At 70.4% G+C, this 12254-nt stretch carries 13 protein-coding genes and 1 pseudogene; 5 read left to right on the top strand and 9 right to left on the bottom strand.

Translation table 11 applies throughout. From position 1 onward, the window contains the following. Nucleotides 1–34: 34 nt before the first annotated feature. The 8 genes and pseudogenes from HOV77_RS10480 to HOV77_RS10445 form a co-directional block, all read right to left on the bottom strand. A complete protein-coding gene (locus HOV77_RS10480) occupies nucleotides 35–1123 on the bottom strand; it encodes a CaiB/BaiF CoA-transferase family protein (RefSeq protein ID WP_290860804.1) in 1089 nt (362 codons plus the stop codon). A gap of 3 nt (nucleotides 1124–1126) precedes the next feature. Continuing rightward, nucleotides 1127–2311 carry a lipid-transfer protein gene (locus HOV77_RS10475; RefSeq protein WP_290860802.1) on the bottom strand — a complete coding sequence of 395 codons (1185 nt, stop codon included), beginning with the start codon at nucleotides 2309–2311 and terminating at the stop codon, nucleotides 1127–1129. Then, nucleotides 2308–3126 (bottom strand): hypothetical protein, encoded by an 819-nt coding sequence (locus tag HOV77_RS10470; protein ID WP_290860800.1) that lies wholly within the window; start codon nucleotides 3124–3126, stop codon nucleotides 2308–2310. Before HOV77_RS10470 ends, HOV77_RS10475 begins: the two co-directional genes overlap by 4 nt. 37 nt (nucleotides 3127–3163) lie before the next feature. Next, nucleotides 3164–3781: a response regulator transcription factor gene (locus HOV77_RS10465; RefSeq protein ID WP_290860798.1), complete on the bottom strand. Its 618-nt coding sequence runs from the start codon at nucleotides 3779–3781 to the stop codon at nucleotides 3164–3166. Next, complete coding sequence (locus HOV77_RS10460; protein ID WP_290860795.1) at nucleotides 3778–4947, bottom strand: sensor histidine kinase; 1170 nt, start codon at nucleotides 4945–4947, stop codon at nucleotides 3778–3780. The genes HOV77_RS10465 and HOV77_RS10460 overlap by 4 nt, the downstream gene beginning before the upstream one ends. Next, entirely contained in the window at nucleotides 4944–5756 is an 813-nt protein-coding gene (locus HOV77_RS10455; protein WP_290860793.1) for an ABC transporter permease, read from the bottom strand. Before HOV77_RS10455 ends, HOV77_RS10460 begins: the two co-directional genes overlap by 4 nt. Next, nucleotides 5753–6589, bottom strand: coding sequence for an ABC transporter ATP-binding protein (locus HOV77_RS10450; RefSeq protein WP_290860791.1), 837 nt, complete (start codon nucleotides 6587–6589; stop codon nucleotides 5753–5755). Before HOV77_RS10450 ends, HOV77_RS10455 begins: the two co-directional genes overlap by 4 nt. Before the next feature lie 362 nt (nucleotides 6590–6951). Further along, a pseudogene (locus HOV77_RS10445) lies at nucleotides 6952–7398 on the bottom strand (SRPBCC family protein); the annotation flags it as partial. Between the two features lie 103 nt (nucleotides 7399–7501). Between HOV77_RS10445 and HOV77_RS10440 the strand changes: the two are divergent. Together HOV77_RS10440 and HOV77_RS10435 are read left to right on the top strand one after the other, a co-directional pair. After that, nucleotides 7502–7717 (top strand): DUF2795 domain-containing protein, encoded by a 216-nt coding sequence (locus HOV77_RS10440; protein WP_290860789.1) that lies wholly within the window; start codon nucleotides 7502–7504, stop codon nucleotides 7715–7717. A gap of 128 nt (nucleotides 7718–7845) precedes the next feature. After that, a complete protein-coding gene (locus tag HOV77_RS10435; protein WP_290860787.1) occupies nucleotides 7846–8028 on the top strand; it encodes a hypothetical protein in 183 nt (60 codons plus the stop codon). Nucleotides 8029–8127: 99 nt separating this feature from the next. Here HOV77_RS10435 and HOV77_RS10430 read toward each other — a convergent pair whose 3' ends face one another. Continuing rightward, the gene (locus HOV77_RS10430) at nucleotides 8128–8910 is read right to left on the bottom strand and encodes an SDR family oxidoreductase (RefSeq protein WP_290860785.1); all 783 of its coding nucleotides are present in this window, start codon (nucleotides 8908–8910) and stop codon (nucleotides 8128–8130) included. 71 nt (nucleotides 8911–8981) lie between these two features. On the opposite strand from HOV77_RS10430, the gene HOV77_RS10425 reads away from it, so the two are divergent. From HOV77_RS10425 to HOV77_RS10415, 3 genes are all read left to right on the top strand, one after another. Next, nucleotides 8982–10640 carry a RecQ family ATP-dependent DNA helicase gene (locus tag HOV77_RS10425; RefSeq protein WP_290860783.1) on the top strand — a complete coding sequence of 553 codons (1659 nt, stop codon included), beginning with the start codon at nucleotides 8982–8984 and terminating at the stop codon, nucleotides 10638–10640. A gap of 35 nt (nucleotides 10641–10675) precedes the next feature. Further along, nucleotides 10676–11173 carry a hypothetical protein gene (locus HOV77_RS10420; RefSeq protein ID WP_290860781.1) on the top strand — a complete coding sequence of 166 codons (498 nt, stop codon included), beginning with the start codon at nucleotides 10676–10678 and terminating at the stop codon, nucleotides 11171–11173. Nucleotides 11174–11234: 61 nt separating this feature from the next. After that, nucleotides 11235–11933 carry a nucleotidyltransferase domain-containing protein gene (locus HOV77_RS10415; RefSeq protein WP_290860779.1) on the top strand — a complete coding sequence of 233 codons (699 nt, stop codon included), beginning with the start codon at nucleotides 11235–11237 and terminating at the stop codon, nucleotides 11931–11933. Nucleotides 11934–12254: the final 321 nt, after the last annotated feature.

Below are 12254 nucleotides of genomic sequence, written 5' to 3'. Positions count from 1 at the left end.
CATAAGTCCGATATTGGATCTCTGTCAGGCGGGGTCAGCCCAGCCAGTCGCGCAACACCTCCGCGGTGTGCTCGCCCGGTCTCGCGGGCGGCCGGGTCAGTTCCGCCGGGGTCCGTGAGAATCGCGGCGCGGGCGCGGGTTGCGTCATGTCCGCGAAGTCCACATAGGTCCGCCGGGCCACCAGGTGCGCGTCCTGTGCGGCTTCGCGCATCGACAAGACCGGTGCCATGCACGAGTCGCCGTCCGCGAAGATCTCGGCCCATTCTCCTCTGGTACGCACAGCGAAAAGCGCCCGGAGCCGTTCCCGGAGTTCGGGCCAGCGCCCCGAGTCGTACTGAAGATCGGCGAGCTCCGGAGCGCCGAGGCGCTGGGCGAACTCGGCGAAGAAGCGGGCTTCGAGCGGGCCGACCGCCACGTACTCGCCGTCGGCCGTGGCGTACACGTCGTAGAACGGCGCACCTGAGTCGAGCAGGTTGACGCCGCGTTCATCCTGCCACGCGCCGCCGGCCAGCAGGCCCCAGGTCAGCGTGTTCAGGTGGGCCGCACCGTCCACTATGGCGGCGTCGACGACCTGGCCGCGGCCACTGCGTCCGGATTCCCACAGCGCGGCGAGCAGACCGGTCGCCAGGTAGAGCGCCCCGCCGCCGAAGTCGCCGAGCAGGTTCAGCGGGATCTGCGGCGGCCCACCGACGCGGCCGATGCCGTGCAGCACCCCGGCGACGGCGAGATAGGTGATGTCGTGCCCGGCGGTCTGGGCCCGGGGCCCGTCCTGACCCCAGCCGGTCATCCGCCCGTACACCAGTCGGGGCTGCCGGGCGAGGCACACCTCCGGGCCGATGCCGAGCCGTTCGGCGACCCCGGGCCGGTAGCCCTCGATGAGGAGGTCGGCCTTCGCCACCAGCTGCAACGCCGTTTCGAGATCCGGCGGATCTTTGAGGTCGAGCGCGATGGAACGCTTACCACGATTGAGGAGATCGTGTTCCGGGGCGACGGGGGAGGAAGGCGTACCCCGGTCGATTCGGACGACGTCCGCGCCCAGGTCGGCCAGGAGCATCGCGCAGAACGGGCCGGGGCCGAGGCCGGCCAGCTCCACGACGCGTACGCCGGCCAGCGGCCCCGGCACGCGTCAGGCCCTCGTGTAGAGCGTCACGACGGCGGCGCCGCCGAGCCCGATGTTGTGCTGCAACGCCACCCGTACGCCGTCGACCTGCCGCGGACCGGCCTGACCCCGGAGTTGCCAGGTCAGCTCGGTGCATTGGGCGAGCCCGGTCGCGCCGAGCGGATGTCCCTTGGAGATGAGCCCGCCGGACGGGTTGACCACCCAGCGTCCGCCGTACGTCGTCGCGCCGGAGTCGACGAGCGAACCGCCCTCGCCCTCGCCGCAGAGCCCGAGCGCCTCATAGGTGATCAGCTCGTTCGTCGAGAAGCAGTCGTGCAACTCGATGACCTGCACGTCCTCCGGGCCGAGCCCGGCGGTGTCGTACGCCTTCCGCGCGGCCAGCCGGGACATGTCCGCCCCGACGACGCTGATCGCGCTGCGGTCCTCGAAGGTCGCGGCGGTGTCGGTCACCATGTGCTGGGCGGCGATCCGGATCGCCCGGTCGCCGAGGCCGTGTTCGTCGACGAAACGCTCGCTGGCCAGCACGGCCGCCGCCGACCCGTCCGAGGTCGGCGAGCACTGCAGCTTGGTCAGCGGCTCGGAGATCATCTTCGACTCCAGGATCTCGTCCAGCGTGTAGACGTCCTGGAACTGAGCGTACGGATTGTTCGCCGAGTGCCGGTGGTTCTTCTCGGCGATCCGCGCGAACTGCTCGGCGGTCGTGCCGTACTTCGTCATGTGCTCGCGCCCCGCGTTGCCGAACAGCTGGGCGGCGTACGGGGCGGTCGTCGGCTCGTAGAGCTCGGCTTGGGCGGCGAGGTGGCGCATCAACGGCGGCTCCCGGTCGCCGAAGGCCATCGTCAGCGAGCCCTTCTGCATCTTCTCGAACCCGACCGCGAGTACGCAGTCCGCCAGCCCGCCCGCGATCAGCTGCCGCCCGAGGAACAACGCGGTCGAGCCGGTCGAGCAGTTGTTGTTGACGTTGCTGATCGGGATGCCGGTCAGCCCCAGTTCGTAGAGTCCTCGCTGACCGCTGGTGGAGTCGCCGTAGACGTAACCCGCGACGGCCTGCTCGACCTGGGCGTACTCGACGCCGGCGTCGGCCAGCGCCGCCTGTCCCGCCGCCCGCACGAGCTGTGGATAATCGGCATCCCCGCCGGGCTTGCGGAACGGCGTCATCCCGACGCCGACGACATAGACGTTCTGGCTCACACTCGCATGTTACTCGTGGGTACATCCGCTCGCCAGAGCGCGTACACGGCGAGCCCGGCCGTCACGACCAGCGGAGCTCCGTCCCGGACGAGCCCGTCGCCGTCGAGGAGCAGCCAGCACAACGGCAACTGCACCGCGAGCGCGACCAGGGTCAGCAGCACCAGCAGAACCCGAGGCCAGCGCTTGCCCCGGAGCAGGAAGAAGGTCACCAGCGCCATCACGTAGCTCATCCCGAAGGCGGCGATGAACCAGAAGACCACCAGCGGAATCGCCGACACCCGCCCGTGGAAGACGACGCCCAGCGCGACGATGGCGGGAACTGCCATCAGCGGCCCGTACGCGAGTCCGGCCACCCGGGCGGTGAGCAGCCATCCGGAGACGGGCGGCCGTTTCGGTGGGACGTTCTGGAGCGACAACCCGTTACCGTCGAGAACGAGCCGGCGCGGATGCGTACGCAGATGCCCGTCGAGCCGATCAGACCGGTAGAGCAGCACCATGACGGCGGTGCACAGCAGCGCCAGCGCCCCGAACCCGAGTACGCCCGGCGCGGCGGGCAGCCCGTGCTTCGGCACGACCAGCCGGGCGACGGCGAACAACGTGGTCACGCACAGGATGAGCCCGAACGGGCGCGCGCTCGTCCGCCCCAGGCTGACCTGGCGGATGAGCAGCAGGAAGCCGAGCGAACGGAGCAAAGCCCACCCCGTACGCACCGCCAGACCCCAGTCGCTGCTTTCGGCGTACCACCAGATGAGCACCTCGATCACGACGGTGGCGAGCGCTGTCACGGCGAGCAACCACTGGAGGAGGCGGACCATGAGCCTGAAGATACTTCAGCTCTCGGCTGCTGGCCGATCAGAGCAGGCCGCGGGACATGGCGGTGGTGACGGCGGCGGTGCGGTCGTCGACATCGAGCTTGCTGAAGATCCGCAGCAGATGCGTCTTCACGGTCGCCTCGGAGATGTGCAGCTCGCGGCCGATGTCGCCGTTGGTCGAACCGCGCGCCACTAGCCTCAGCACCTCGGCCTCGCGGGCGGACAGCCCCGGCTGCGCCGGTTGGCGTACCTGGCGGAGGAGGCGGCCGGCGACGGCCGGGGCCAGCACCGTTTCCCCTCTCGACGCCGCGCGTACCGCGTTGGCCAGCTCGGTCGGGGCGGCGTCCTTGAGGAGGTAGCCGGACGCGCCCGCTTCGACCGCACGCAGAATGTCGGCGTCACTTTCGTACGTCGTGAGCACCACGATCCGGCTGCGCGAACCGCCGCTCAGGATCTTCTCCGTCGCGGTCGCGCCGTCGCCGCCGGGCATCCGCAGATCCATCAGGATCACGTCGGGGGTGAACGCCGCCGCCGCGGTGACTGCCTCCGGGCCGGAGGCTGCTTCGCCGATGACCCGCAGATCCGGTTCCGCTTCGAGCATGCCGCGCAGTCCGGCCCGGACGACCGGGTGGTCGTCGACGAGCAACACCGTGATCATGCGCGTACCTCCAGGGTCGTCGTGCAGCCCCGGCCGGGTGCACTGTCCACTGTGAGCAGTCCGTCGACCTGGGCGGCCCGAGCGCGCATGCCGTCCAGGCCGAAGCCGCTGTGCCTACCGGGGTCGAAGCCCCGGCCGTCATCGCGCACGGTCAGCGTCACCCGGTCCGCGGTGTAGGCCAGCTCGACCGACACGTGCGCGGCCTCCGCGTGACGACGGACGTTCGTGAGCGCTTCCTGTGCCGCTCGCAACAGCACGACCTCGGTCGCGGTGGGCAGCGGTGCCGGGTCGCCACTCATCGCGTACGCGACGGCGACGCCGGTCTCCTCGGCGAGTCGTTCGGTCTGACGGCGTATCGCCTGGTCGAGCGAGGCCGAGTGAAGCGCGGCCGGAGCCAGGGCGGCGACCAGGGCCCGCGACTCGGCGAGATTCTCCCGGGCGGTACGCACGGCCAGGTCGACGTGGCCGCGAGCCCGCGCCGGATCGCGCTCCAGCTCGGTGCCGGCCGCCTGCAGCAGAGTGATGATGCTGGTGAACCCCTGGGCGAGGGTGTCGTGGATCTCGCCGGACAGCCGGGACCGTTCCTCGGCGACGCCGGCGAGCCGGGACAGCCGCGCGACCTCGGCCCGGCTCGCCTCGAGTTCGCCGATCAACGCCAGCCGCTCCTCGCTCGTTTTGATCACCCGGACGATGAAGACGCCCATCAGCACCGACAACGCCACGCCGAACACTGCCATGATCATCGTGGTCCGGGTGTCGCCGGGGTCCGCGCGGCCGATCAGAGCGGCCGCGACCGGCAGCAGATTCGCCGCGACCGCACCCGCGATGGCCTGGCCGAGCGGCAGGCTCATGAACATCAGCGGGGACAACGCGAAGTTGATGTACGCCGCGATCGGCACGGCGGTGACCGCCGCGGCCGCCAGCACGAGCTGCGCCGCGATGAACGGCCACATCCGCCGTCCCTCGACGTCGGCCAGGATCAGCGGCCGTCCCCACCAGGCGTAACACGCCGCCATCGCGGTAAGGGCGACGGTGGCCAGCACGGCGCGGGCCGTCGTCCCGGCACCGTGGCCGACGGCCACCAGCACCAGGACGACGGAGTATCCGATCGCGAAGTAGACGTCCCAGATCCGCAGGCTCGCGTACCAGGACTGCGATCCGTTCATCGGTCCTCGGTCCACCGGAAGGTCATCAGGCACGCCGCCAATCCGACCACACACCAGGCCCCGAGCACGAGGGCGGTCCGGCCGGGCTCCCAGCCGCCGGTCATCTCGTGGGCCGCCATCGAGTCCGGCAGGAACACCGAGCGGAAGCCCTGGCCCATCCACTTGACCGGGAAGAACGACGCGATCGTGACCATCCACTGAGGAAGCATCGTGATCGGGTGCACGAAGATCCCGGAGAGGAACTGCAGGGCCACGACCGGCACGTTCAGCACCACTCCGGCGCTGCGCGACGAGCGTACGAGGGAACTGGCGGTGACGCCCATCGCGGTGCAGGCGACGATCGACAGGGCCAGCACCCAGGCGAAGGTCAGCCAGCGAGCGGGCTCGTCCGGCAGGGGCATGTCGAAGACGGCTACGCCGACACCCAGCATCAGCGCGACTTCGGCCACGGTGGCGACCGCGACGACGGTGAGCTTGCCGATGAAGTACGCGAGGACCGTCATCGGCGTACCGCGCAACCGCTTGAGCGTGCCGTCCTCCCGGTCGGCCGCGATGCCGACCCCCATCGTGATGAACGCCGTCGAGATGATCCCGTACGCGATCATGCTGGCGGAGAACACCTGCGCAGCCGACGCCTCGGAGTGTTCTCCGTAGGAGTCCTTGAAGATCGACCCGAGCAGGACGAGCAGCAGCGCTGGAAAGATCAGGCTGAATCCGACGGCTTCCCGGCTCCGCAGGAACTGACGCAGCTCAACCGCGCCGCGGGCCAGCCCGAGACGGCCGCTGGAAGGCAGGGAGATCGTGGTCATCGGGCTTCTCCGATCAAGCTGAGGTAGGTGTCTTCGAGGGTGGGGCGCGTGACGGTGAGGTTGTCGAGGGCGCTCTCGACGGAGCGCTGCGTGATGAAGGCGACCGGATCGGCGGTGCGCTCGGTGTGCTGGCCCCGGCCGTCGGTCCACGCAACTGTGGCCAGCTGCGCATCCCGGCCGCCGATCGAGCCCGGGGTCCCCTCGGCGACGATCCGCCCGGCGGCGATCACCGCCAGCCGATCGGCCAGCACCTCGGCTTCTTCGAGGTAATGCGTGGTGAGCAGGATCGTCGTGCCCTCGGCGCTGAGCAGGCGGACGAGATCCCAGAACTGGCGGCGGGCCTCAGGATCGAAGCCGGTGGTGGGCTCGTCGAGGAACAGCAGCTCAGGGCGGCCGACGATGCCGACCGCCACATCCAGCCGGCGGCGCTGGCCGCCCGACAGGGTGCGTACGCGGGAGGTGGCCTTCTCCGTCAGGCCGACGAGGTCGACGACTTCCCCGACCGGCCGGGGATTCGGGTAGCACGTCGCGAAGTGGCGGACCGCCTCGACGACGGTCAGGTCGGCAAGGTCGTTCGCGGACTGGGCCACGATGCCGATGCGGGCCCGCCAGGAGCGCCCGGCCGTGCCCGGGTCCACGCCGAGCACCGTGACCTCGCCGGCCGTCCGCCGGCGGTGACCTTCGAGGATCTCCACGGTGGTGGTCTTGCCGGCCCCGTTCGGGCCGAGCAGGGCGAAGACCTCGCCCGAGTCGATGGCCAGATCCAGCCCGGCGACCGCGTCCCGATCCCCGTACGCCTTGCGCAATCCGTGAACCGCGATGGTTTTCGTCATGTCATGAGCGTCGCGGTCGGAAGGGGTGCGCCGGGACGACCGGCCGACGTAACCGGGGTGTCCACCAATCGGTGGACACCCCGTCTGTTCATTCGACTACAGCGGACCTACTAGAGCGGGCGGTCCAGGTCGTCGTCCGGCCGGCTCCACCGGCCAGGCTGCGTGGAACCCGGTGTCGCGGTCCCCGGCATTCCGGGTGCCGGCGTGCCGGGGGCGGGCCTGCCGGTGTCCGGCATGTCGGAACCAGGCATTCCGTGGCTCGGCATGTCGCGGCTGGGCATGTCGTCTCTGGGCATGCTGCCGCCGGGCGTACCGGCCGCCTGCGACTGGTAGGTGGTGCCCCGGTCCTCGACCCGGCCGTCCTCGACGCTTCCGCGCCAGGCGCCCGTCTCGCTGCCCCGGTGCTCGATGAACTCCTTGAAGTTCTGGAGATCCTCCTTCACGTGGTGGCCGACCATTCCGGTCTTGTCCGCCACGTTCTCGGCGAAGCCCTCCGGCTCCAGATCCAGCTGCGCGGTCACCCGCGTATGCCCGGAGTCGATGGGCTGGAAGGTCACCATGCCGCCCTGACGTGTACCGCTGGTCGACATCCAGGCCACCCGGCGGTCCGGCTGCTGATCGGTGATCTGCGCGTCGAACTCCCGGCGTACGCCGTTGATCTCCACCGTCCAGTGGGTCAGGGTGTCGTTGATCTGGCGGACCTCCTTGACCCGCTTCATGAACTTCGGGAACTGCTCGAACTGGGTCCATTGGTTGTACGCGGTGTGGACCGGCACCGCGACCTCGACGGTCTCGGTCTGGCTGGTCATGCCAGCTCCTTTCGTCGTCCGGTCGGATCATGCCGTCGTCGGCGTTTGACCTCGTCGAACCCGGGTACCGCAGCGCTCGCTCCTTGAACTTCGGAGGTGTGCGATGAGCGGTGTTCCGCTGCCGGGGCTCGAAAGACTTCTGGATGAGGTCTACGTCGCCGACGAGCGGGTGGCTCGGGACGAGATCGTCCGCCGGGCCACCGCGGCGGAGCTGCCCGCCGAAACGCTCAGCCGGCTCGACGCGCTGCCCGAGGGCGAATACGAACGCGACGAGGTGGCTGAGTCGATCCGGCTGATGTCCGCCGAGCGTGACGCCTGACCGGTTGTCTCTGCCATGACGGGGAACTACCCCACCGGTTCGGACATATGCGCCGCACACCAAGATTGTCGGCATTACCATCGGAAGCGCCCGGGGTCCATGGGGGACCTGGGCGTACGGGGGTAGACATGGGCATCTCGGACAAGATCGCGGACGCCGTCGACAAGGTCTCCGACAAGCTCGGTGGCGACGACAAGCTCAAGGAACATGTCGACACCGCGGCGGACAAGGCCAACGACCTGACCGGGGGCAAGGCCGCGGCCGGCGTCGACAAGGCAGCCGACGCCGCCAAGGACATCATCGACAAGTAGTGCTCGTTCGTAGTTCTCGTTCGGGAGGCGGCGCGCGTGGGCGCGCCGCCTCGCTGCTTTGTCGGCCTGGTCAACCGGCTGCGGGCGAAAGGGTTCGCGTCATCGGCTGCGGGCGTCGAGCCGGAGCGACTGCCACGAGCCGTCGGCCGCCCATCCGCCGTCCACCGACAGCGTCACGCCGTTGACGAACGCGCTGCGCCGGGCGTCGGCGAGGAAGGCGACGGCCTGCGCGACGTCGTCCGGCGTGGCGAACCGGCCCAGCGGCACGTGGTCGACGATGTCGTCGTCGCCGTACGCGCCCTCGCCCTGCGAGGCGTCGTCCATCGGAGTCTTCACCCAGCCTGGGCACACCGCGTTCACGCGTACGCCGCGGCCGCCCCACTCGACGGCCAGCGTCCGGGTGAGCCCGATCAGACCGTGCTTGCTCGCGTTGTACGCCGCCCGGTCGGCGATGCCGAACATCCCGGCGACCGAGGCGATGTTCACGACGGATCCCGTCCCGGCGGCCAGCATCTGCCGCCCGAACGCCTGACACAGCAGGAACGGCCCGGTGAGGTTCACGTCGACGACCTGCCGCCACAACGCCGCCGGAGTCTCCTCGGCCGGGCTGATGCACGCCACCCCCGCGTTGTTGACCAGCACGTCGATCCGGCCGTAGCGATCGTTGACCGCACCGGCGTACGCCGCCACGTCGGCCTCGCTCGTGACGTCGCCGACGACGGTCAGTGCGTCGGGGAACTCCGTGATCTCCTGGCGGTCGAGCAAGGCGAGGCGGAACCCGGCTGCGTCGAGGACTTCGGCGATGCGGGCTCCGATGCCTTGCGCCGCACCGGTTATCGCGGCTACCGGCGCATCCGGCCGGTCGGGGGATGGTGTCGTCATGCCGTCACCTTAGGCGGTGCCGCGTGGCGCTCGGGTTTGCTCGTCAGACCCACCGGGTAGCGTCAGCGCCGATGAGATCACTTCTGTCGTTCCCCCCGTTCCACCTGCTTCACTCTCTGCGGTTGCGCCGCGCGGCGCGGCAGGTGTTCGGCTGGCGTCGTCTCCGCGACGGGCAGCTGACCGCGATGCGGTCCATCATGTCGGGTCGCGACACCCTGGTGGTGTTGCCCACCGGAGCCGGGAAGTCGGCCGTCTACCAGATCCCGGCGACACTGTTGCCCGGCCCGACCATCGTCATCTCGCCGTTGCTGGCACTCCAGCAGGATCAGCTCGCGTCCTTGAACGACCGGGGCGTGCCGGAACTGCGGGCGGTGCGGATCAGTTCGGCCGAGACGCCTTCGCAACAGGCCGCCGCGCTCGCCGAATTGCGGGCGGGCCGGGCGCGCTTCCTCTTCACCACTCCGGAGCAGCTCGCCGATCCCGAACGGGCGCGGCAAGTCCGGGAGCTGCGACCGGCCCTGGTCGCGGTCGACGAGGCGCACTGCATCTCCGCCTGGGGCTACGACTTCCGGCCGGACTACCTCGGGCTCGGCCGGCTCATCAGCGACCTCGGCCGCCCGCCGGTGGTGGCGCTGACCGCGACCGCGTCTCCTCCGGTGCGCGAAGACATCGCCGCGCGGCTGGACCTGCGGCGGCATCGCACGATCGTGTCCGGTTTGGACCGACCGAATCTGCACCTCGAAGTGGCGTACTGCCCGGACGAGCAATATCGCTGGCGGCGGCTGCAGGCGTTCCTGACCGAGGAGGACGGCCGGTCGGGGATCGTATACGTGCCGACTCGGCGAGCAGCCGAGGAACTGGCCGACCGATTGGTGTCGGCCGGGTTCAAGGCGGCGTTCTACCACGGCGGCATGGCCGGTGGCGTCCGCGAGAAGCGCCATCTGGAGTTCAGCGACGGCGAGATCCCGGTCATGGTGGCCACCTCGGCGTTCGGGATGGGCATCGACAAGCCGGACATCCGGTGGATCGCCCACGTCGCGTTGCCCGACTCGCCCGACAGCTACCTCCAGGAGATCGGCCGGGCCGGGCGCGACGGGCAGCCCGCCCGCACCCTGCTGTTGTGGCGGATGGAAGACGAGGCGCTCCAGCGGTTCTTCAACGGCGGCTCGCCCGACCATGCCGAGCTGCGCGATCTCGCGGCGCTGCTGCGTACCGGCGGGCCGGCGACGAAGACACAGCTCAAGGAGCGCAGCGGGCTGAGCGCCCGCAAGATCGCCCAGCTGCTCGGGCTGCTGGAGGAGGTCGGCGCGGCCGACACGCTCGCGAACAACAAGGTCGTCAGCCCGCGATACGCCCCGGAGCCGGTCGCGGCGGCGAAAGCGGCCCTCGCCCAGTTCGAGCGGCGGCAGGCGGTCAGCCAGACCCGGGGGGACATGATGCGGGCGTACGCCCAGAGCCGGTCCTGCCGCGCGCAGGTGCTCCTCGCGTACTTCGGTGAGCACCTGGCCAAGCCCTGCGGGCACTGCGACAACTGCCTCGCCCGACCCGATCAGGCCACCACCGCCGACCGCCCGTTCGCCGTGCACACCGGCGTACGCCACGCGGACTGGGGCACGGGCCAGGTTCTCGGCTATGACGGCGACAAGATGACGGTGCTGTTCGACGAGGTCGGCTACAAGACGTTGTCCGTCCCCGTGGTGCGGGCGCAGCAGCTGCTCGTCGTCGACTAAATTACGACAGGCTTCACCGACTCGAGGGGGTAAACGTGGAGGGCTTCACCGACGCCGAATGGGGTCTGCTCGTCGGCTTGCCGCAGGCGGTCCTGCTGGCCGCGAGCGCGGCCGAGGAGGACAGCACGCGCCGGACGGCTGCCGAGCACGCGGCCGGGATGGCGGCGATCGCAGACGCCCGGCAATCGGCCAGCCCCCTGGTGCAGGCGGTCGCGACCGAGATCGTCGCCCGGTTGGGCGACCCGGACGGCGACGACCTGGGCGTCGAGGAGGCGAGCCTGCCCGTCTTCGCCCCCGGCGATCCGGCGGCGGTGGCGGCCGACGCGCTCGACCGGGCCAAGGCGGCGGCCCAGCTGCTCGACGAGCGCGGTCACGAGGCCGACGCGGCGGCGTACAAGCATTGGCTGGTCACCGTGGCCGACGAGGTCGTCACCGCGGCGTCCAGCGGCGGTGTGCTCGGCATCGGGGGGACCGAAGTCAGCGCGGCGGAGCAGACCTTCCGCGACGAACTCGTGCAGGTGCTCAACGACTGAGGCGAGGGAGCCGGTCACCATCTGGTTGGCACTTTCGGCGTACGCGGGGAATGCTGACCAGATGCACGACGAACCGGCGGCGGTGGCCCGAGATCTGGTCCTGGAAGTGTTTCCGCTGGCCCGATGGGCGATGCTGGCGGGCAGCGTCCTGACCGCCCACCGTACGCCCGGCTCCGACCTGGACATCGTCGTGGTGTTGCCGGACGGCGATTCCCAAGCGCCGCACCGCGACTCGCGATACTTCCGCGGCTGGCCCGTCGAACTGTTCGTGCACGACGAACAGTCATTGACGTACTACCTGGACAAGGACCTCGCCGAACGGCGTCCGGTGCTCCATCGCATGATCGCGACGGGGCTGCCGATTCTCGGTGATCCCGGCGACCGGCCGGCGCGCTGCGCCCGGGTGCTGGCCGCCGGGCCGCGCGGCCTGTCCGACGCCGACCGCGAGTACGTTCGCTACGGCCTGACCGACCTGCTGGACGATCTCACGCATGCGGTCGACCCCGGCGAGCGTACGGTGATCGCCACCGCGCTGTGGACGGCATCGGCGCAGCAGGCCCTGGCGCTGGCCGGGCACTGGACCGGCACGAGCAAATGGCTGCTGCGCGAACTGCGGGACCTGGACGCCGACCTCGCCGAGCGGTGGCTGGCTGCGTCTGGTGACGCTGCCGCGACCGCGAAGTTCGCCCGGGAGGTCCTCGACAGCGCTGGTGGGCCCCTCTTCGAGGGCTACCGGGTTTCCGGCGTGCGTCCTCGCTGACGCTCGCTCCTCACTCCGCTCCCGCGTGCGCGCTCCGCGGGTGGCGAGCGCTTGCGGACGCGCTCCGCGGGTGGCGAGCGCTTGCGGGCGCGACGGACGTGACGCGATATCCCGGGAAAACGCGGCTTCGCCGCGAGAAATAGCCGCGTTATCCGGGATAACGCGCGGCGCCGGACGCGCCCGCCGGACCCGGCGCCGGACGCGCGCGCCGCGGCGGACGCGCGCGCAGCGCATCAAGCAGCGGACGCGTAAGGCGCATGACGCGCCGCGCGCGCCCGGAGCATCATGCGAGCGAGGCGAAGGCTCCCATCCGAGCAGCTG

Source organism: Hamadaea sp. (assembly GCF_013362815.1).
In the GTDB taxonomy this organism is placed as follows: domain Bacteria; phylum Actinomycetota; class Actinomycetes; order Mycobacteriales; family Micromonosporaceae; genus Hamadaea.
This window is presented reverse-complemented; position numbering and strand designations above follow the sequence as displayed.

Coding starts and splice junctions, on each gene's coding strand:
- HOV77_RS10470 (WP_290860800.1), bottom strand. CDS start 3,126: ATGGTCCGCCTCCTCCAGTGGTTGCTCGCCGTGACAGCGCTCGCCACC.
- HOV77_RS10465 (WP_290860798.1), bottom strand. CDS start 3,781: ATGATCACGGTGTTGCTCGTCGACGACCACCCGGTCGTCCGGGCCGGA.
- HOV77_RS10460 (WP_290860795.1), bottom strand. CDS start 4,947: ATGAACGGATCGCAGTCCTGGTACGCGAGCCTGCGGATCTGGGACGTC.
- HOV77_RS10455 (WP_290860793.1), bottom strand. CDS start 5,756: ATGACCACGATCTCCCTGCCTTCCAGCGGCCGTCTCGGGCTGGCCCGC.
- HOV77_RS10450 (WP_290860791.1), bottom strand. CDS start 6,589: ATGACGAAAACCATCGCGGTTCACGGATTGCGCAAGGCGTACGGGGAT.
- HOV77_RS10440 (WP_290860789.1), top strand. CDS start 7,502: ATGAGCGGTGTTCCGCTGCCGGGGCTCGAAAGACTTCTGGATGAGGTC.
- HOV77_RS10435 (WP_290860787.1), top strand. CDS start 7,846: ATGGGCATCTCGGACAAGATCGCGGACGCCGTCGACAAGGTCTCCGAC.
- HOV77_RS10430 (WP_290860785.1), bottom strand. CDS start 8,910: ATGACGACACCATCCCCCGACCGGCCGGATGCGCCGGTAGCCGCGATA.
- HOV77_RS10425 (WP_290860783.1), top strand. CDS start 8,982: ATGAGATCACTTCTGTCGTTCCCCCCGTTCCACCTGCTTCACTCTCTG.
- HOV77_RS10415 (WP_290860779.1), top strand. CDS start 11,235: ATGCACGACGAACCGGCGGCGGTGGCCCGAGATCTGGTCCTGGAAGTG.